The organism is Pseudoalteromonas rubra, from assembly GCF_005887115.1.
GTDB classification, from domain to species: Bacteria; Pseudomonadota; Gammaproteobacteria; order Enterobacterales; family Alteromonadaceae; genus Pseudoalteromonas; species Pseudoalteromonas rubra_F.
In genome coordinates this window covers 103,440-121,156 of record NZ_PNCJ01000008.1, presented here as the reverse complement: position 1 = coordinate 121,156, position 17,717 = coordinate 103,440, and the positions used below count along the sequence as shown (strand labels likewise).

The 17,717-nt window shown below is 50.5% G+C and carries 21 protein-coding genes and 1 riboswitch; of the genes, 19 read left to right on the top strand and 2 right to left on the bottom strand.

The window, feature by feature from the left end:
- The 17 genes from CWB98_RS05540 to ung all read left to right on the top strand — a co-directional run bounded on the left by CWB98_RS05540 (position 1) and on the right by ung (position 14,830).
- Positions 1-1,200: an NADH:ubiquinone reductase (Na(+)-transporting) subunit B gene (locus CWB98_RS05540; protein WP_046002970.1), complete on the top strand. Its 1,200-nt coding sequence runs from the start codon at positions 1-3 to the stop codon at positions 1,198-1,200.
- Positions 1,193-1,939, top strand: coding sequence for a Na(+)-translocating NADH-quinone reductase subunit C (locus CWB98_RS05535; protein WP_138543936.1), 747 nt, complete (start codon positions 1,193-1,195; stop codon positions 1,937-1,939). The genes CWB98_RS05540 and CWB98_RS05535 overlap by 8 nt, the downstream gene beginning before the upstream one ends.
- Complete coding sequence (locus tag CWB98_RS05530; RefSeq protein WP_054014604.1) at positions 1,939-2,571, top strand: NADH:ubiquinone reductase (Na(+)-transporting) subunit D; 633 nt, start codon at positions 1,939-1,941, stop codon at positions 2,569-2,571. Before CWB98_RS05535 ends, CWB98_RS05530 begins: the two co-directional genes overlap by 1 nt.
- Positions 2,572-2,581: 10 nt before the next feature.
- Positions 2,582-3,190 carry an NADH:ubiquinone reductase (Na(+)-transporting) subunit E gene (nqrE, locus tag CWB98_RS05525; RefSeq protein ID WP_010382927.1) on the top strand — a complete coding sequence of 203 codons (609 nt, stop codon included), beginning with the start codon at positions 2,582-2,584 and terminating at the stop codon, positions 3,188-3,190.
- A 20-nt stretch (positions 3,191-3,210) separates the two neighbouring features.
- Positions 3,211-4,437 carry an NADH:ubiquinone reductase (Na(+)-transporting) subunit F gene (gene nqrF / locus CWB98_RS05520; RefSeq protein WP_058797332.1) on the top strand — a complete coding sequence of 409 codons (1,227 nt, stop codon included), beginning with the start codon at positions 3,211-3,213 and terminating at the stop codon, positions 4,435-4,437.
- Between the two features lie 131 nt (positions 4,438-4,568).
- Entirely contained in the window at positions 4,569-5,597 is a 1,029-nt protein-coding gene (locus tag CWB98_RS05515; RefSeq protein WP_138543935.1) for an FAD:protein FMN transferase, read from the top strand.
- 109 nt (positions 5,598-5,706) lie between these two features.
- Complete coding sequence (gene nqrM, locus CWB98_RS05510; RefSeq protein WP_046003082.1) at positions 5,707-5,919, top strand: (Na+)-NQR maturation NqrM; 213 nt, start codon at positions 5,707-5,709, stop codon at positions 5,917-5,919.
- Between the two features lie 78 nt (positions 5,920-5,997).
- Entirely contained in the window at positions 5,998-6,597 is a 600-nt protein-coding gene (locus tag CWB98_RS05505) for a histidine phosphatase family protein (protein WP_138543934.1), read from the top strand.
- Positions 6,598-6,797, top strand: a riboswitch (cobalamin riboswitch).
- 239 nt (positions 6,798-7,036) lie between these two features.
- Positions 7,037-7,834: an ABC transporter ATP-binding protein gene (locus tag CWB98_RS05500; protein WP_138543933.1), complete on the top strand. Its 798-nt coding sequence runs from the start codon at positions 7,037-7,039 to the stop codon at positions 7,832-7,834.
- Entirely contained in the window at positions 7,831-8,823 is a 993-nt protein-coding gene (locus CWB98_RS05495; protein ID WP_138543932.1) for a FecCD family ABC transporter permease, read from the top strand. Before CWB98_RS05500 ends, CWB98_RS05495 begins: the two co-directional genes overlap by 4 nt.
- 16 nt (positions 8,824-8,839) lie before the next feature.
- Positions 8,840-9,904: a nicotinate-nucleotide--dimethylbenzimidazole phosphoribosyltransferase gene (cobT, locus tag CWB98_RS05490; protein ID WP_138543931.1), complete on the top strand. Its 1,065-nt coding sequence runs from the start codon at positions 8,840-8,842 to the stop codon at positions 9,902-9,904.
- Positions 9,901-10,677: an adenosylcobinamide-GDP ribazoletransferase gene (locus CWB98_RS05485; protein WP_138543930.1), complete on the top strand. Its 777-nt coding sequence runs from the start codon at positions 9,901-9,903 to the stop codon at positions 10,675-10,677. The genes cobT and CWB98_RS05485 overlap by 4 nt, the downstream gene beginning before the upstream one ends.
- Positions 10,674-11,216 (top strand): bifunctional adenosylcobinamide kinase/adenosylcobinamide-phosphate guanylyltransferase, encoded by a 543-nt coding sequence (gene cobU / locus CWB98_RS05480; protein WP_138543929.1) that lies wholly within the window; start codon positions 10,674-10,676, stop codon positions 11,214-11,216. The genes CWB98_RS05485 and cobU overlap by 4 nt, the downstream gene beginning before the upstream one ends.
- Positions 11,213-12,694, top strand: a complete 1,482-nt coding sequence (locus CWB98_RS05475) for a cobyric acid synthase (protein WP_138543928.1) — start codon at positions 11,213-11,215, stop codon at positions 12,692-12,694. The genes cobU and CWB98_RS05475 overlap by 4 nt, the downstream gene beginning before the upstream one ends.
- Positions 12,691-13,290 carry a cob(I)yrinic acid a,c-diamide adenosyltransferase gene (cobO, locus tag CWB98_RS05470; RefSeq protein WP_130246016.1) on the top strand — a complete coding sequence of 200 codons (600 nt, stop codon included), beginning with the start codon at positions 12,691-12,693 and terminating at the stop codon, positions 13,288-13,290. Before CWB98_RS05475 ends, cobO begins: the two co-directional genes overlap by 4 nt.
- Complete coding sequence (locus tag CWB98_RS05465; protein ID WP_138544050.1) at positions 13,290-14,174, top strand: cobalamin-binding protein; 885 nt, start codon at positions 13,290-13,292, stop codon at positions 14,172-14,174. The genes cobO and CWB98_RS05465 overlap by 1 nt, the downstream gene beginning before the upstream one ends.
- Positions 14,171-14,830, top strand: a complete 660-nt coding sequence (ung, locus tag CWB98_RS05460; RefSeq protein WP_138543927.1) for a uracil-DNA glycosylase — start codon at positions 14,171-14,173, stop codon at positions 14,828-14,830. The genes CWB98_RS05465 and ung overlap by 4 nt, the downstream gene beginning before the upstream one ends.
- Before the next feature lie 46 nt (positions 14,831-14,876).
- Here ung and CWB98_RS05455 read toward each other — a convergent pair whose 3' ends face one another.
- Positions 14,877-15,068 carry a DUF3545 family protein gene (locus CWB98_RS05455; protein ID WP_054014615.1) on the bottom strand — a complete coding sequence of 64 codons (192 nt, stop codon included), beginning with the start codon at positions 15,066-15,068 and terminating at the stop codon, positions 14,877-14,879.
- 298 nt (positions 15,069-15,366) lie between these two features.
- A complete protein-coding gene (tal, locus tag CWB98_RS05450; RefSeq protein WP_138543926.1) occupies positions 15,367-16,317 on the bottom strand; it encodes a transaldolase in 951 nt (316 codons plus the stop codon).
- Positions 16,318-16,616: 299 nt separating this feature from the next.
- Here tal and yaaA point away from each other — a divergent pair, with 299 nt between their 5' ends.
- Both yaaA and CWB98_RS05440 read left to right on the top strand, forming a co-directional pair.
- Positions 16,617-17,396 (top strand): peroxide stress protein YaaA, encoded by a 780-nt coding sequence (gene yaaA / locus CWB98_RS05445; protein WP_138543925.1) that lies wholly within the window; start codon positions 16,617-16,619, stop codon positions 17,394-17,396.
- Positions 17,397-17,409: 13 nt separating this feature from the next.
- Positions 17,410-17,667, top strand: a complete 258-nt coding sequence (locus CWB98_RS05440; RefSeq protein ID WP_138543924.1) for a hypothetical protein — start codon at positions 17,410-17,412, stop codon at positions 17,665-17,667.
- The last annotated feature ends 50 nt before the right edge of the window (positions 17,668-17,717 follow it).

Below are 17,717 nucleotides of genomic sequence, written 5' to 3'. Positions count from 1 at the left end.
ATGGCCTTAAAGAAATTTTTAGAAGACATTGAACCTCACTTTGAACCTGGCGGTAAACACGAAAAGTGGTATGCCCTGTACGAAGCAGTTGCAACTGTTTTCTACACGCCAGGTTATGTCAACAAAGGCGGCACTCACGTACGTGATAATATCGACCTGAAACGTATCATGATCTTAGTATGGATGGCGACATTCCCAGCTATGTTCTTCGGTATGTTCAACATTGGTCACCAAGCAGCTATCGCGCTGGGCAATGGTTTTGAAATTGCAAACACTTGGCAGGCGGCACTATTCCAGCTGTTTGGCGGTGAGCTTACGGCTGATTCTGGCTGGGGCGCGAAGATGTTCTACGGGGCCTGTTTCTTCCTGCCGATTTACGCGACTGTATTCATTGTCGGTGGTTTCTGGGAAGTATTATTTGCCTCAGTGCGTAAGCACGAAGTGAATGAAGGTTTCTTTGTAACATCAGTACTATTTGCTTTGATCCTGCCTGCAACGATCCCGCTATGGCAAGTTGCGCTGGGTATCACCTTCGGTGTGGTAGTGGCAAAAGAAGTATTCGGTGGTACAGGTCGTAACTTCCTGAACCCGGCACTGGCTGGTCGTGCATTCCTGTTCTTCGCATACCCAGGTGACATCTCAGGTGACACAGTGTGGACAGCGGTAGACTCTTTCTCAGGTGCAACTTACCTGGGTCAGGCAGCAACAGGCGCGCTTGATTATGACAACATGGTACTGTGGTGGAACGCATTCTACGGCTTTATTCAAGGTTCAGTAGGTGAAACTTCTACACTGGCTATCATGATTGGTGGTTTGTTCCTGATTTATGTTCGTATTGCATCGTGGCGCATTGTCCTGGGTACTTTCCTGGGTATGGTTGTGATGTCTATGCTGCTGAACATGATCGGCTCAGACACTAACACAGTATTCGCTATGCCTTGGCACTGGCACTTAGTACTGGGTGGTTTTGCATTCGGTATGTTCTTCATGGCAACCGACCCGGTATCTGCGTCTTTCACAGACAAAGGTAAGTGGGCATATGGTGCATTGATTGGTGTAATGGTTGTGCTTATCCGTGTTGTTAACCCGGCATACCCAGAAGGTATGATGTTGGCAATTCTATTTGCAAACCTGTTCGCACCACTTTTCGACCACATGGTTGTGCAGTCAAATGTGAAGAGGAGATTAGCACGTGTCTAGTAACAATGAATCTATCGGCAAAACGCTAGGCGTTGTTGTTGGCCTATGTTTAGTGTGTGCGGTTGTCGTATCGTTTGCGGCAGTACAGCTTCGCCCACTACAGCAGGCAAACAAAATCGAAGACGTGCAGCGCAACATTTTGGCGGCTGCTGGCGTTGAGAACGTTGAAAACGTGTCAGAAACCTACAACCAAGTGATTGATGCACGCGTTGTAGACATGAACACCGGTGAGTTTGTAGACACAGATCCTAACTCATTTGATTTCACTATGACTAAGTTCGATGCAGAGCGCAGTGTAGCGCTTCCTAAAGAGGAAGACGTTGCTGGCATTCAGCGTATGACGACTGAGTCTCCGGTTTACCTTGCAAAGAACAGCAACGGTAAATATGAGTCTGTGATCCTGCCAATTCAGGGTTACGGTCTTTGGGGTATCATGTACGGCTTCGTAGCATTGGATTTGGATGGTGAAACCATTCAGGCAATCAAATTCTACCAGCACACTGAAACTGCGGGTCTGGGTGGTGAAATCCAGAATCCTAAGTGGACTGCAACCTGGGAAGGCAAAAAGCTACCAATCGACGTAGTGAAAGGCACAGCAGGTAACGATGTGCATAAAGTAGATGGTCTGTCTGGTGCAACGTTAACGTCTAACGGTGTTGAAAATACATTTACGTTCTGGACAGGCGACGATGCGTTTGGTCCATTCCTTGCGAAAGTACGTGAAGGGGCATTGAACTAATGGCAAACTCAAAAGAAATGAAGCAAGTCCTGTTTGGACCTGTCTTCGCAAATAACCCAATTGCACTGCAAGTACTGGGTATCTGTTCTGCGCTGGCAGTAACATCAAGCCTGAAAAACGCACTGATCATGTCAATTGCATTGACTGTGGTAACTGCGTTCTCAAGCTTGTTCATCTCTATGATCCGTAACCACATTCCGTCAAGTGTGCGGATCATCGTTCAGATGACCATCATCGCGTCTCTGGTTATCGTTGTTGACCAGGTACTTCAGGCATTTGTGTATGCCACGGCAAAAGAACTGACGGTATTCGTTGGTCTGATCATTACTAACTGTATCGTAATGGGTCGTGCAGAAGCCTACGCAATGAAGTCGCCACCTCTGATGTCATTCCTGGATGGTATCGGTAACGGTCTTGGTTACTCAGTTGTCCTGATCGCGATTGGCTTTGTACGTGAGCTGTTCGGTGCTGGTGCACTGTTCGGTGTTGAAATACTGCCACTGATCTCTAACGGCGGTTGGTACCAGCCTATGGGTCTGTTGGTTATGCCATTTAGCTCGTTCTTCCTGGTAGGTGCATTCATTTGGGCACTACGTACCTGGAAGAAAGACCAAGTAGAAGCTAAGGCATAAGGGGAGAGAGATGGAACATTATCTTAGTTTATTTGTAAAAGCGGTTTTCGTTGAAAACTTAGCGCTATCTTTCTTCCTGGGGATGTGTACTTTCCTGGCAGTATCTAAGAAAGTAACTACCTCATTCGGTCTGGGTGTTGCGGTAATCTTCGTACTGGGCGTTGCTGTACCAGTTAACAACGTGGTTTATCACGCTATCCTGGCACCAGGCGCACTTGAGTGGTTAGGTTTCCCAGAAGCTGACTTAAGCTTCCTGAAGTTCCTGACATTTATCGGTGTAATCGCGGCACTTGTACAGATCCTTGAAATGACGCTGGACAAGTTCTTCCCGGCACTTTACAACGCTCTGGGTATCTTCCTGCCTTTGATCACAGTTAACTGTGCGATCTTCGGTGCGGTATCCTTCATGGTTGAGCGTAACCTGAACTTTGGTGAGTCAGTGATCTTTGGCTTAGGTTCTGGTGTGGGCTGGGCGCTTGCTATCGTATTGCTAGCAGGTCTTCGCGAGAAAATGAAGTATGCTGATATTCCTGATGGTTTACGCGGTCTGGGTATTACCTTTATCACTGTAGGTCTGATGGGCTTTGGCTTCCTGTCATTCTCTGGTATTTCACTTTAAGGTAGCGAGGAAACTATACGATGGAAACTATTGTATTAGGTGTAAGTATGTTCATCGCTATCGTTGTGGTGTTGGTACTTATCATCATTGCAGCGAAATCTAAGCTGGTACCTAGCGGTGACATCATGATCGGCATTAATGGCGATCCTGAAAAAGCAATTAAATCTGCACCAGGCGGTAAGCTGTTAGGCTCACTGGCTGATGCTGGCATCTTCATTTCATCTGCCTGTGGTGGTGGTGGTTCATGCGGCCAGTGTCGCGTCCACGTTCACTCTGGTGGTGGTGACATTTTGCCAACTGAACTTGATCACATCACTAAAGGTGAAGCCCGTGAAGGGTGTCGTCTGGCGTGTCAGGTTGCTGTTAAAACAGACATGGAGATTGAAGTTGAAGACTCAATCTTCGGTGTGAAGAAGTGGGAATGTACAGTTATCTCTAACGATAACAAAGCAACCTTCATCAAAGAGCTTAAACTGGGTATCCCTGACGGTGAGGTTGTACCTTTCCGCGCGGGTGGTTACATCCAGATTGAAGCGCCTGCACACCACGTTAAATACGCAGACTTTGATATTCCTGATGAATATCGTCCGGACTGGGAGCGTTTTGGCTTCTTTAACCTGGAGTCTAAAGTTGACGACGAAACGATCCGTGCATACTCAATGGCGAACTACCCGGAAGAGTACGGCATCATCATGCTGAACGTACGTATCGCAACGCCGCCGCCTAATAACCTGAGCCTGCCTTGTGGTAAGATGTCATCGTACATCTGGTCACTGAAAGAAGGCGACAAAGTCACAATTTCTGGCCCATTCGGTGAATTCTTCGCCAAAGACACAGATGCAGAAATGGTCTTCGTTGGTGGTGGTGCGGGTATGGCACCAATGCGTTCACACATTTTCGACCAGCTTAAGCGTCTTAACTCTGATCGTAAGATGTCATTCTGGTACGGTGCACGTTCTAAGCGTGAAATGTTCTACGTGGAAGACTTTGACGGCCTGCAGGCTGAAAATGATAACTTCCAGTGGCATGTTGCACTTTCTGATCCTCAGCCTGAGGACAACTGGGAAGGCTACACAGGCTTCATCCACAACGTACTTTATGAAAACTACCTGAAAGATCATGAAGCACCAGAAGACTGTGAATTCTACATGTGTGGACCACCGATGATGAACGCGGCGGTTATCAACATGCTGAAAGACCTGGGTGTTGAAGATGAAAACATCCTGCTTGATGACTTCGGTGGTTAAGCTGAAATACATATGATCTTAAAGTGGTTTTTAAGATAAAATGGAAGCCCCTTAGCAGTTATGCTGAGGGGCTTTTTTTATGGGTAATGCTCCGCACCAGGCGGGGGTTACTGGCAATTGAAATACAAGGGATGACACTGATGCTAAGACAGAGCCAGTTCTGTTTCATTTTCTTATTAAGTATGCTGCTTGTGGCATGTGGCCAGGCAAACAAATCAGCTGAGCCTATTGTGCTACAGGGCAGTACGATGGGCACAACCTATAACATTAAGGCTTTTCCACAGCAAAGCACACTGACTAAAGAGCAGTTACATACTGAGGTTGAGGCCGCGCTTAAGGCGGTGAATCAATCTATGTCAACCTATATTCCAGATTCAGAGATCAACCAGTTTAATCGTCTGGCTGCCAACCAGGTCATGCCGATAAGCGATGATTTCAGGAAGGTGATTGCTGAGTCCATCCGTTTGGGTTTGTCTACTCAGACACTGGATGTGACTATGGGGCCTCTAATTGATTTGTGGGGGTTTGGCCCTGACAAGCGTCCGACTAAGCGACCTTCTGAGCAGCAGCTGGCGCAAATGCGTGGGGAAATTGGTCTCGACAAGCTCACGCTGACAGACGCTGGCCTGGCAAAATCACTGGACCATCTGGAGCTGTCTTTCTCTGCCACGGCAAAAGGCTATGGCATCGATAAAGTGGCAGAACTCATCGAGTCTCATGGTATCACCAACTATATGGTGGAAATTGGTGGTGAGCTGAGGTTGGCGGGCACAAAGCCGGGTGAAGAGCCCTGGCGTATTGCCATTGAGAAGCCGGATGCTCCGGTTGGGCAACGACAAATCCACAAAGTGATTGAGCCGGGTAAGAACAGTGTGGCGACGTCAGGCGATTATCGTATTTTCTATGAAATGGATGGTGAGACCTTTACCCACCTGATCGATCCGGGTACGGGCAAACCTGTCAAACACGATCTGGTGTCTGTGACGGTATTACACCCTTCTGCGATGACAGCCGATGGACTCGCGACAGCGCTAACCGTGATGGGCACGGAACGCGCCAGAGCCTACGCCGAGCTGCACGACTTAGCGGTCTACTTGATCAGCAAAAGTGATGACGGCCTGAAGGTGTATGCCAGCAGTGCATTCAAGCCTTATTTATAAGCGGATCTGTGTCGCGAACGTTTCAACTTAAGCGCGTTTAGTTATATAATGAGCACAATTCACCGTCACACATCCAAACCTGTGGATGAATATGCAAAAGGGGCCTGAGATGTCACTATTTTTACTTACCTTCGGATTGCTGTTGTTGATCGCCGTTGCGATGGCGGTAGGCGTTATAGTACAGAAGAAATCAATGGCCAGTAGTTGTGGTGGACTGGGCTCCATGGGCATCGACAAGATCTGTGATTGTGACGACCCGTGCGACAAACGCAAGAAGCGTCTTAAGAAAGAGCAAATGTGGAAAGAGAATCAGATTCTTTAATCCGCTGCTTCCATCAAAAACGCAAGCCCAGGCTTGCGTTTTTGCGTTTCAGGCCCCGAATAACAGAGCCCTAATCTCATGCAACAAACCTTGTATTTTATTCGCCATGGTGAGCCACTTGAAACCGGTCGTTTGCTCGGGCGCACAGATATGCCGGCAAGCGAGTTGGGCAATGAGCAGGTGTATGCCCAACTGCAGGCTTGTGATGCTGTTACACAGGTGATGAGCTCTCCGTTGCAGCGGTGTCAGACAGTGGCGCGCGCTTTTTGTGAATCAGCCGGTCTGTCATTACAGATTGACCCCAGGCTCAGTGAAATGGATTTTGGCGACTGGGACGGACAAAGTTATGAGGCGCTCTGGCAGTCAACACAGTCGCCCGGAATTGGGGATTTCTGGCAGAGCCCGTGGCAGCATACGCCACCAAACGGTGAACCGATGTCAGCATTTCACTTACGCTTAATTGACTGGTGGCAACAGTTTACAACAACGCCCTCATCCCAGAGCACCGCCATTGTTACCCATGCGGGGGTGATTAAACAGTTGCTGACAGTCTGGTTAGGTTTACCAGAGGGCTTTGATACGCATTTATCTCGGCTGGAGATAGGCTATGCCAAAGTGATTAAAGTAACTGTTTTCTATGATGACACCGGTCGTGCCTGGCCGAAAGTTGTGTTTTAGACGTCTGGACTTCATAATAGGCGCTAAATCTAGAATCGTATTGTATTGGCAGTCATTGGGAATGAGGTGCAAACCCTCAGCTGTCCCCGCAACTGTAACGGACTTTTATACCAATTTGCTTAATTAAGTGTTCTATTTTGAGGCGAGAAAATAGGGTCGATAACACCGCTCACGCGTCCTGCTATCGCTGAGGCACCTATGTCCATATAGGCGAGGCAAAAATTTTGCTATTTAGTTATTCTAAATGAGAAATTTTTAACGCCGTTAGCGTCATATTTGCTCCGTCTAATTGAACAGGCATTAAGTGAAATTGGTATTAGTCTGAAGCCAGATACCAAGGCCAATACCTACACTTAAGCGGGCGCACTTAAGTCAGTACAGAAGACCAGTCGTAGCAATGCGAGTGGCCTGCTCTGCTGCCGTCCGTATTTGAGGCGGTATGAGTTCACCACAAATCTCCGTACACAATCTGAGCCTGAACCTCGGCAATAAGCCTGTGCTGAGCGGATTAAATTTTGCTATTGCGCGCGGTCAGTTTATTGGCCTGATTGGGCCAAACGGGGCGGGAAAATCCAGCTTACTGCGCTGTCTGTATCGTTACTGGGACCCGACTGAGGGCGAAATTCACTATGCGGGTAAACCTGTGTCTGACTATCCCCGCCGGGCTTATGCGCGTCAGGTTGCGGTTGTTTTACAGGAGATCCCCAGTCAGTTTAACCTGGCGCTGTTTGAGGTGGTGGCGATGGGCGTCACACCACATAAAACCCTCTTTAGCACAGTCAATGCCGACGATAAGCAGCGTATTTTAGAAGCCATTGAGCGAGTGGGCCTGAGCCACAAGGCGCAGCTGGCTTTTGATTCCCTGTCCGGGGGCGAAAAACAGCGTGCGATGATAGCCCGGGCCATGGTTCAGCAACCTGAGTTGTTAATTATGGACGAGCCAACCAGTCACCTGGATGTGAAGTATCAGATCCAAATCATGGAGCTGGCGAAAGCCATGGGGGTGACTGTGATTGCCTCTTTTCACGACCTAAACCTGGCGGCGGCGCTCAGCGACGAGTTGCTGGTGCTGGCACAAGGTAAACTGATGGCTCAGGGCACACCTCTGGATATCATAACCCCCGACTTACTCAGCGACATTTTTGGGGTGTGTGCAGAAGTAGAAACAGTACCCGGACTCCACAGCAGTGCACCGGGCGTGCCCCACATTCGTTATCATTATGGGTATCAGCTATGAAGGCATTACTGATACCTGGCCTCATTTTGGCCTGCATGTTCAGCCTGCTCAGTGCGCTGTCTGTCGGCGCTGTTTCTCTGAGTTGGGGTGAAGTCTGGCAGGCACTGAGTAACTATGATAGCAGCATACTGAGTCAGAAAATTGTGGTTGAGCTGCGATTACCCCGCACCCTACTGGCATTCTTCGCCGGTGCCGGGCTGGCCATTGCCGGGCTCATTCTGCAAACGGTCACCCGCAACCCACTGGCCGACCCTTACTTATTTGGCATCTCTTCTGGCGCCTCATTTGGTGTGGTGTTGCTGGTAGCGCTGTTTGGTGTGCACAGTGCGCTGGCGTTGTCCGGTGCCGCGTTTGCGGGCAGTGCTGTGGCAATGAGTCTGTTGCTGCTGATTGCCTTTCACAAAGGCACCGCACTAGTTGAAAACATGTTGTTGTCGGGTGTCGCTTTGACCTTTTTATTCTCTGCCTTTACCAGCTTGCTGTTGTACTGGAGCGATCCGCAGGCCATTAGCGCGATTATATTCTGGAGCCTGGGCAGTTTCAGCCGCGCAGACTGGCAATGGCTGTGGCTGCCTGCCTTGGTTGTTTCGCTCGGGTGTATCCTCATGCTTTTGATGCGCCGCAGCTTGAATGCCCTGCTGGTTGGAGATGAGGGCGCGGTGACGCTGGGGGTGAACGTCCACCGGCTCAGGCTGGGCATGTTAATTTTGGCGTCGATGTTAACGGCCGTGATTGTCGCGGCCTGTGGTGGCGTCGGCTTTGTGGGCCTGATGATCCCCCATATCGTGCGTTTTTTTATCTCTCAGGTTCGCACTGTGGGTATGTTAGCGACTGCCTTATCTGGCGGACTCATGATGCTGTGGGTCGATGTACTCGCCCGTACCCTGATAGACAACCAGGAGCTGCCGATTGGGGTGATCACCTCAGCGATTGGCAGCGTGTTTTTCTTATCGCTGTTAATCGCCAAAAAGCGCGCCGCCAGCATCTGATCTAACCGGAGACTTTATGATCCCACAACTCAACCACCAGCATGACGCGCATATTCAGCACACCATAGATATGAAGACTAAGCCTCAGGGCGCTTTGGGCAAGCTCGAAACATTGGCGCATCAGCTGGTCACGGTTTTGAGTCAGGGCATGGAGCGCAGTCAGCTTGAAAGCGAAAAGCCAGATATCGTAAGGCCCCAGATGCTGATCTTTGCCGGCGATCACGGCATTGCAGGCGAAGGCGTTTCCATTGCACCCAGCGAGGTGACTGCGCAGATGGTGGCTAACTTTGCCACAGGTGGCGCGGCCATTAATGTTTTGTGCGCTCAGCTTGGCTGGCAACTGAGTGTGATTGACTGTGGCATTTTGACGCCACCGGCGCCTGAGCTGAATGTGGTGTCGCAGCGTCTGGGTAATATCACCCGGCCTTTGCACCTTGAGCCCGCACTGAGTGAAGCGCAGCTGGAGCAAGGCCTGGTATTGGGTCAAGAAGCGGTAAAGCCAGCGCTGAGCTCAGGCACTAACTTATTTGCATTGGGCGAAATGGGGATTGGCAATACCACCGCCGCTGCGGCGATTTTTTCTGCCCTGAGCGGACTAACAAGTGCTGACACGGTCGGGCGAGGCACCGGCGTCAGCGACGAGGTGGTAGAGAAAAAGCAACAACTTATCGAGCAGGCTTTGCGATTACATTGTGAGGCATTGCATGACCCACGTGAAGTATTGCGCCGTTTAGGCGGGTTTGAAATCTGTCAGATAGTCGGTGCCATGCTGGAGATTGCCCGTGCTCAGAAGATCATTCTGGTGGATGGCTTTATTGCAACAGCAGCGGCCATGCTGGCCTATCGGATTGACCCTGCGTGTAAAGATTATATGGTTTTTGCCCATTGCTCGGGTGAGCAGGGGCATCAGGCGATGCTGAATTGGCTCAATGTTGAGCCACTGCTGAACCTGAATATGCGACTCGGCGAGGGCACTGGTGCTGCATTGGCCTTACCCCTGTGTCAGAGCGCGCTGGCATTTTACTATCAGATGGCCAGTTTCGAGGTCGCGGACGTCACTCAGGTGGTCAAAACCTCATGAGTGAACTGAGACAATTTAAACTGGCGGTGATTTTTCTGACCCGTATTCCCGTTAAAGTGGCGGGTGAGGTCAGCAGTCTGGATATTAATCAGGCCAGTGGCTACTTTGCCTGGGTGGGTATGTTATTGGGTGTTCTGCTGGCCTTGATCTACTTAGTGCTGAGCAGCTTCTTGCCCGAAGGCATTGCGGTATTGCTCACGCTTGGCTGCGGACTGCTGATCACCGGCGCATTCCATGAAGACGGCTTTGCCGATGTCTGGGATGGCTTTGGAGGCGGCTGGTGCGTGGCCGACAAGCTGGCCATTATGAAAGACAGCCGCCTTGGCACTTATGGTGCTGCCGCATTGATCATCTTGCTGCTCACCAAATATCAGGCTTTGCTGGCACTGAGTGAGCGCGCCCTTTATGTCTGCGGTGCGCTTGTCCTTGCGCATGGTTTGAGCAGGGCCATGGCCACCAGCCTGATTGGTAAACTGGACTATGTGCAGGCGGATGCGCAGAGTAAAGTGAAGCCGGTTGCCCAGTCTCTTGCCCATGAAAGTAAGCAGTTACTCTACGTTTGCGGACTGATTTTGATGATAGTGAGCTGGATAGCTGGGCTGTTTACGTTATGGCAAAGCATTGCGCTGCTTGGTGTACTCTGGCTATGCCGCACGATTTGTATTTACTGGTTTAAGCGTCAGCTCGGTGGGTATACCGGAGACTGTCTGGGCGCGGCGCAGCAACTGGGTGAGGTCACTGTGTATCTATTTTGTCTGGGTGTCTGGTTATGACAGGGCGGGTAGAATTGATCCTCGGCGGGGCTCGCTCAGGTAAAAGCAGATTAGGTGAGCAAAGGGCCGAGCGTTGGCTTAGGGACGGCAAAGTGGCCCGGTTATTTTATGTGGCCACGGCTCGGCCCGGGGATGAAGAAATGACCGCGCGGATAGCCCATCATCAGGCAACGCGCACCAGTCACTGGCAGCTCATCGAGGAGCCCTGGGCACTGGATCAGGTTCTAAGCACGCTTGGCCCCGATGATGGCGTGTTGATTGACTGCCTGACTTTATGGCTGACCACAGCGCTGTGCGACTACAGCGACTCGGCATTTCAAAACAAGCGCGCGGCGCTGCTGAGTGCGCTGAAATCCAGCCATGCACAGGTTATTCTGATCAGCAATGAAGTGGGCCACGGCATCGTGCCGCTTGGCGAGTTAAGTCGCCGTTTTGTTGATGAAGCAGGCTGGTTACATCAGGACATTGCTGCACTGGCGGATAAAGTCGATTTTGTGATGGCGGGTTTGCCGTTGACGCTTAAAGGAGGCGAGATATGAATACGTTAATGGTACAGGGGACCACCTCCGATGCGGGTAAAAGCACGCTGGTAGCGGGCTTGTGCCGGGCATTACAGCGCCGTGGCGTTAAGGTCGTTCCGTTTAAACCACAAAATATGGCACTGAACAGTGCGGTCACGCCAGATGGGGGCGAGATTGGCCGTGCTCAGGCGCTACAGGCGATGGCTGCCAAAGTACCTCTTAGTACCGACCTCAACCCGATCTTACTTAAGCCGAATTCAGATACCGGTGCGCAGGTAATCGTACATGGCCGGGCGCTGAGCAACATGGAAGCGGCGGGCTATCACGACTACAAAAAGATCGCGATGCAGGCTGTGCTGACTTCACATCAAAGGCTCAGCGAACAGTATGCACTATGTGTGGTAGAAGGAGCCGGAAGCCCGGCGGAAATTAATCTGCGAGAGAACGACATTGCTAACATGGGGTTTGCCTGTGAGGTAGATTGCCCGGTGATCATCATTGCGGATATCGACAAGGGCGGCGTGTTTGCTCATCTGGTTGGCACCCTGGCGCTGCTAAGTGAACATGAGCAATCTCTGGTTAAGGGGTTTGTGATCAACCGCTTTCGCGGCGATATTGCCTTACTGCAAAGTGGTCTGGACTGGCTGGAGCAGTATACCGATAAACCCGTATTGGGCGTGTTGCCTTACCTGCATGATCTGGCGCTGGATGCCGAAGATGCCGTGACTATGGCCAATCGCATCGACAGCCCAGAGGTCAAAGTGGCTGTATTGCTATTGCCACATATTAGTAATCACACCGACTTTGATACCCTGCGATTAGACCCCAAAGTGGATCTGCGTTATGTGCGCCACACCGAAACCATAGGCGCAGCCGACTTGGTGATCATTCCCGGCAGCAAGAATGTCCTTAATGACCTGGCCTTTGTGCGTGCAGAAGGCTGGGACGTGGAGTTGCAACGCCATGTGCGTTACGGCGGCAAGGTGCTGGGGATCTGTGGCGGATTTCAAATGTTGGGCAATCGCATTTGCGATCCGGAACAGGTTGAGTCGACACTGGGCGCTATTAAAGGCCTGGGACTGGCGGAATTTGATACCAAACTGACGCGCAATAAAACCCTGACTCAGGTGCAGGCAAACTGCCTGTTAAACGCACAGCAAACGCCATTGAATGGCTATGAGATCCACTGCGGGATCAGTCAGGGCCCGGCACTGGCGCAGCCATTTTTACAGTTTGTTGCACATCCATCGGGGTGGCAAACGGATGGCTTTATCAGCGAGGACAACCAGCTGGCAGGCACCTACTTGCACGGACTGTTTGACAGTCCCGAGGGGCTAACCTGTGTACTGCTCTGGGCAAGCGAAGGTCGATACAGTAGTGGCGGATTCAATCTGGCTGAGCACCGGGAGCAGCAACTTGAGCGGCTGGCAGATGTGTGCGAAACCCATTTAGACATAGATAAAATTCTGGCAATCAGTGAACAGAGGACAACATGAGCGAACACAATCAGGACAAACACAAGGCAAGACAGCAAAAGGTGAAAGAGCAGGTCGATGCCAAAATCGAGCAGGCACAGGAAGAAAAAGGCATATTGCAGGTGATCACCGGCAATGGCAAAGGTAAGTCCACTTCAGGGTTCGGCACCGTAGCCAGGTGCGTGGGCCATGGCATGAATGCTGCGGTAGTGCAGTTTATTAAAGGCATGTGGGAATGTGGCGAGCGCAACTTGCTGGAACGTGCTGGTGTGCCGTTTGCCGTTATGAAGACAGGCTTTACCTGGGAGACACAAAATCGCGAAACAGATACCCAGGCGGCACAGGCTACCTGGCAGCAGGCAAAGCTGTGGCTCCAGGATGAGAGTATCGACCTGGTGCTGCTGGATGAGCTCACTTATATGGTCAGCTACGACTATCTTGATTTGGATGAAGTGATTGAGGCGTTGGAAAATCGCCCTGCGATGCAGTCGGTGATCATCACCGGCCGTGGTGCACATCGTCGCCTGACTGAGCTGGCCGATACCGTCAGTGAGGTGCGCAATGTGAAACACGCGTTTGAAGCGGGGATCAAAGCACAAAAAGGATTCGACTTTTGATGAACAAGGTCCTGATCATCTGGCTGAGCCTGGTGTTCTTTTTGACTGCAATTTCAGCGAGCGCAGATGATAATCCTGTGCCGCCTGCCAAACGGATCGTTGCTCTTGCGCCCCACATTGTTGAGAACTTATATGCCATTGGCGCAGGGGAGCGCATCGTCGGCACCGTGGAGTATGCGGACTATCCGGCTGAGGCGAATCAAATCCCACGTATCGGCGGTTATCATGGTATTGCACTGGAGAAGCTGCTGGCTTTGTCGCCCGACCTGGTGATTGCCTGGCAAGGCGGTAATCAACAAACTGATCTGGATAAGCTTGAACAGCTTGGTGTTAAAGTGGTGTACAGCGAAACCAGAGACCTACAACAGATCCCTGATGCTCTGCGCTGGTTGGGTCAGTTAACAGCACTGGAAGAAAACGCTGAGCAGATTGCTCGGCGCTTTGAGCAAGGCCTGACAAAATTGCAGGAACGGTATCGCTCAGCTATGCCTGTATCTGTATTTTACCAGTTATGGCCTGCGCCTATGATGACGGTCAATGGCACCACCTGGATCCATCAAACCCTGGAGGTGTGCGGGGCCAGTAACGTGTTTGCCGATGCCGTTACGGCATATCCGCAGATCAGTATCGAAAACGTACTACATACTAAGCCACAGGTGATAGTGATCCCGCAGGAGAAGTCCAAAAAAGCACAGCCAAAAATTGACTGGCATAAATGGCCAGAAATTCCGGCAGCCAAACATCAGCAATACATAGAAGTGAATGCCGATTTATTGCACCGATATACCAGCCGGGTGCTTGAAGGGCTGAGCGGATTATGTAATAAACTGGATACTTCGCGAACTTATTATCAGAAACTCACAATAACAGGGAAACAAGCATGACAACCTGGAGTGACGTGCTCGGGCACGAAAAACAAGAAGCGTATTTTCAGGACACCCTAAACTATGTTGCCGAGCGTCGGGCACAGGGCGTGACCGTTTACCCACCTCAGGAGCAGGTGTTTGAGGCGTTCAAGGTAACTGCTTTTGATCAGGTCAAAGTGGTGATCCTGGGACAAGATCCATACCACGGGCCTAATCAGGCACACGGGCTGTGTTTCTCTGTGTTGCCTGGCGTCAAGGCGCCGCCGTCGCTGGCCAACATGTATAAAGAGCTGGCACAAGATATCCCGGGCTTTCAAATCCCTAACCACGGCTATTTGCTGCCCTGGGCAGAACAAGGCGTACTGCTGCTCAATACCGTACTGACGGTTGAACAGGGGCAGGCACACTCTCACAAGCATCTTGGCTGGGAGCGCTTTACCGACGCAGTCATAGCGCAGCTTAACCAACATAGCGAAGGCGTTGTCTTCTTGCTATGGGGCGCGCATGCGCAAAAGAAAGGCAAAGCGATTGACCAGCAACGTCATCATGTGCTGCACGCACCCCACCCATCTCCGCTGTCAGCGCACCGCGGTTTTTTTGGCTGTCAGCACTTCTCGCAAACCAATACGCTATTACAAAGCATGGGCAAAACGCCCATCAACTGGCAAGTTTGAGTTTAGATTTAAAAAACAAAAAAAGGCGCTCAATGCGCCTTTTTCGTTAGATAAAGTCAAGCTCGTCCAGATCGACGCTGTCTGCGAATATGTCCAGCTCTTCCAGTTCCTTACGCAGGCGTTGTTTGTCTTTCAGCGCTTCAATTTCGCGCCACTTTCTTTTTTTGCCTTTAGATGAGGTTCTTCTCTTTGGTGCAGGACTTTCTAGTGTTGAAATAAAATCGTCTAGGCTATCCATGAATTTCTCCTATTGATGTACTAACCTCAAAGATTTGTGTTTACGCATTACCCAATTTGAATGAAAAACACACTTCAAGTAATGCTGGTATACCACAGACAGGAGAAAAGTAAAATAAAAATGTGTCCGTCAGGTTAAAAGCAGGTGACAGTTTGATGAAGCTCAAATTTGCTTCAAGTTATGCGCAAGTTAGGAAAACAAAGCGCTGGTGGATGGGGAGCTGCTGAGCGGAGTGATAACTCGCCGGAAATAAAAAACGCCACACAAGGTGGCGTTATTCGCATTATATGTTTTGTGGTTACAGTGCTTTGAAGCGCGCTTCCAGGGTTTCCTGTGCCGCAGCAAATGAGCGAATACCTTCTGCCAGCTTTTCAGTGGCCATGGCATCCTGGTTATGCAACCAGCGGAATTCGCTTTCGCTCAGAGGTGCCGGTTTAGCAACAACTTCATATTCGCTATCCAGCAGGTAATCTTCTGTGGCTGGCAGCTCACCCAGCTCTTCTAACAGTGCCGGGCTGATAGTCAGCTTGTCACAGCCTGTTAGTGCGATAATCTCGCCGGTATTACGGAAGCTGGCACCCATCACCACTGTGTTGTAGCCATGACGTTTGTAGAATTCAAAAATACTGCGTACAGATTGTACGCCAGGGTCTTGCAGTGGATCAGTCGGCTTTTCAAGGCCATTGGCCATGTGCCAGTCCAGAATACGGCCAACAAATGGTGAGATCAAGAACACGTTAGCATCGGCACATGCACGGGCCTGCGCCTGACTGAATAGCAGGGTCAGGTTACATTTAACACCTTGCTTTTCAAGAGCCTCTGCGGCTTTAATGCCTTCCCAGGTAGAGGCAATTTTAATTAAAATCTTGTCTTTGCTGATACCCAGCTGCTCATAGAGCGCCAGTAGCTGCTGTGCTTTGGCAATGGTCGCTTCGGTATCAAACGATAAGCGTGCATCGACTTCGGTTGAAATATAGCCAGGTACAATATTGGCAATCTCTTTTCCAATCAGTACGGCAAAGTAATCACAAGCCAGTTCCAGTTGTTGTACCGCGTCGTCATGCTGACTTTTGGCGTAATCCCAGGCCGCTTTCAGGTAATCCTGATAAGCAGGCATCTCGGCTGCTTTTAAAAGCAGAGACGGGTTAGTGGTGGCATCTTCCGGTTGGTGTTTACGGATTGCCTCGATATCTCCGGTGTCGGCGACGATAGATGAATGCTGTTTTAGCCTATCTAATGCTGAAGTCATGCTGTCCTCATTCCAATTCATAGCAGCGTGTCAAAAAGTCTACTTTTCCTATGTTGCATTACCGTGACCTGTGTGAATAGGTCATATGTCCGTATTTGCGAGGTCGCTTCACGAGAAAATCCGAATGTTCGATGCGGGTGCACTTCGTCAGTCGGGGATCTGTGTGACGAACTGCAAACAGGCTGGTCTGCCAGCAACTGGGCAAGCAGTGTCGAATCCCCGAAGAATATTGCGCTTGCGCTCATCAGGGGATAGTGTTGAAATTGACATTTATCAATAATTAAGTCAATAGGCAGGCCATGATCACTCTCGTTTCTCCGGCAAAAAATCTCGATTATGATACTCCGGCGCATACCGCGCGTTTTACCCAGCCCGAACTGCTCACACACAGTGAAGAACTTATCCGTGTGTGTCGTGACTTATCACCACAACAGATAGGCACGCTGATGAAGATCAGCGACAAGCTGGCGGGTCTGAATGCGGCGCGCTTTGCTGACTGGTCGCAACCTTTTACTCCCGATAATGCCAAGCAGGCTGTGCTGGCGTTTAATGGTGATGTGTACACCGGCCTGGATGCGGCAAGTATGGATGACGCAACGCTGGACTATGCACAGCAGCATTTGCGTATTTTGTCTGGCCTTTATGGCGTGCTGAAGCCTCTTGATCTGATGCAAGCGTATCGCCTTGAGATGGGCACTAAGCTGGACAACCCACGCGGTAAAAATCTTTATGAATTCTGGGGCCGTATCATTGCCGACAAGCTTAACGAAGCGCTGGCAGAGGCGGGTAGTCAGGTATTAATCAACCTGGCATCAAATGAATACTTTAAAGCGGTAGACAAAAAGGCACTCAAGGCCGAGATCATCTCACCAGTGTTCAAAGACTGCAAAAATGGTCAGTTCAAGGTGATTAGTTTCTATGCCAAAAAAGCCCGCGGCATGATGGCGCGCTATATTCTGGACAATCAGGTCGAGTCACCTGAGGCATTAAAAGCGTTTGATGTTGCGGGTTATTACTACAGCGAAGAAGCCACCCAAAAAGCCAGTGAGCCGGTGTTTTTGCGCGCTGAGCAAAACTAAGCGGGAGTAAACCATGGTGGCTAAAGGATTAGTGTTAGGTGTAATCATGGGCTTACTGGCTGGCTGTCAGGGCCAGTTCAGAACGCAGGCTGGCGGCGTTGTTGTAACATGCGAGCATAATGAGCGAGCCTGCGTGCAACGCTGCCAGGATGATTACGTCAGTGCCGATCCGCTTCAGGCTCGGTGTATTCAGCGTTGTTATGAACAGGCGAATCAATGCCGGGTGAGCGCACCTGCTGAGCGTAAAACTATCCCTCCTGAGTGGGAGTGATAACCCGCATAAGGGCGACAAGCCCTCTTCTCAGATCTTTGGAGCACTAT

Coding starts and splice junctions, on each gene's coding strand:
- CWB98_RS05500 (WP_138543933.1), top strand. CDS start 7,037: ATGAGTTCACCACAAATCTCCGTACACAATCTGAGCCTGAACCTCGGC.
- nqrE (WP_010382927.1), top strand. CDS start 2,582: ATGGAACATTATCTTAGTTTATTTGTAAAAGCGGTTTTCGTTGAAAAC.
- CWB98_RS05455 (WP_054014615.1), bottom strand. CDS start 15,068: ATGGATAGCCTAGACGATTTTATTTCAACACTAGAAAGTCCTGCACCA.
- CWB98_RS05495 (WP_138543932.1), top strand. CDS start 7,831: ATGAAGGCATTACTGATACCTGGCCTCATTTTGGCCTGCATGTTCAGC.
- cobU (WP_138543929.1), top strand. CDS start 10,674: ATGACAGGGCGGGTAGAATTGATCCTCGGCGGGGCTCGCTCAGGTAAA.
- CWB98_RS05485 (WP_138543930.1), top strand. CDS start 9,901: ATGAGTGAACTGAGACAATTTAAACTGGCGGTGATTTTTCTGACCCGT.
- CWB98_RS05515 (WP_138543935.1), top strand. CDS start 4,569: ATGACACTGATGCTAAGACAGAGCCAGTTCTGTTTCATTTTCTTATTA.
- yaaA (WP_138543925.1), top strand. CDS start 16,617: ATGATCACTCTCGTTTCTCCGGCAAAAAATCTCGATTATGATACTCCG.
- nqrM (WP_046003082.1), top strand. CDS start 5,707: ATGTCACTATTTTTACTTACCTTCGGATTGCTGTTGTTGATCGCCGTT.
- CWB98_RS05505 (WP_138543934.1), top strand. CDS start 5,998: ATGCAACAAACCTTGTATTTTATTCGCCATGGTGAGCCACTTGAAACC.
- CWB98_RS05440 (WP_138543924.1), top strand. CDS start 17,410: ATGGTGGCTAAAGGATTAGTGTTAGGTGTAATCATGGGCTTACTGGCT.
- cobO (WP_130246016.1), top strand. CDS start 12,691: ATGAGCGAACACAATCAGGACAAACACAAGGCAAGACAGCAAAAGGTG.
- CWB98_RS05465 (WP_138544050.1), top strand. CDS start 13,290: ATGAACAAGGTCCTGATCATCTGGCTGAGCCTGGTGTTCTTTTTGACT.
- nqrF (WP_058797332.1), top strand. CDS start 3,211: ATGGAAACTATTGTATTAGGTGTAAGTATGTTCATCGCTATCGTTGTG.
- CWB98_RS05540 (WP_046002970.1), top strand. CDS start 1: ATGGCCTTAAAGAAATTTTTAGAAGACATTGAACCTCACTTTGAACCT.
- tal (WP_138543926.1), bottom strand. CDS start 16,317: ATGACTTCAGCATTAGATAGGCTAAAACAGCATTCATCTATCGTCGCC.
- cobT (WP_138543931.1), top strand. CDS start 8,840: ATGATCCCACAACTCAACCACCAGCATGACGCGCATATTCAGCACACC.
- CWB98_RS05475 (WP_138543928.1), top strand. CDS start 11,213: ATGAATACGTTAATGGTACAGGGGACCACCTCCGATGCGGGTAAAAGC.
- CWB98_RS05530 (WP_054014604.1), top strand. CDS start 1,939: ATGGCAAACTCAAAAGAAATGAAGCAAGTCCTGTTTGGACCTGTCTTC.
- ung (WP_138543927.1), top strand. CDS start 14,171: ATGACAACCTGGAGTGACGTGCTCGGGCACGAAAAACAAGAAGCGTAT.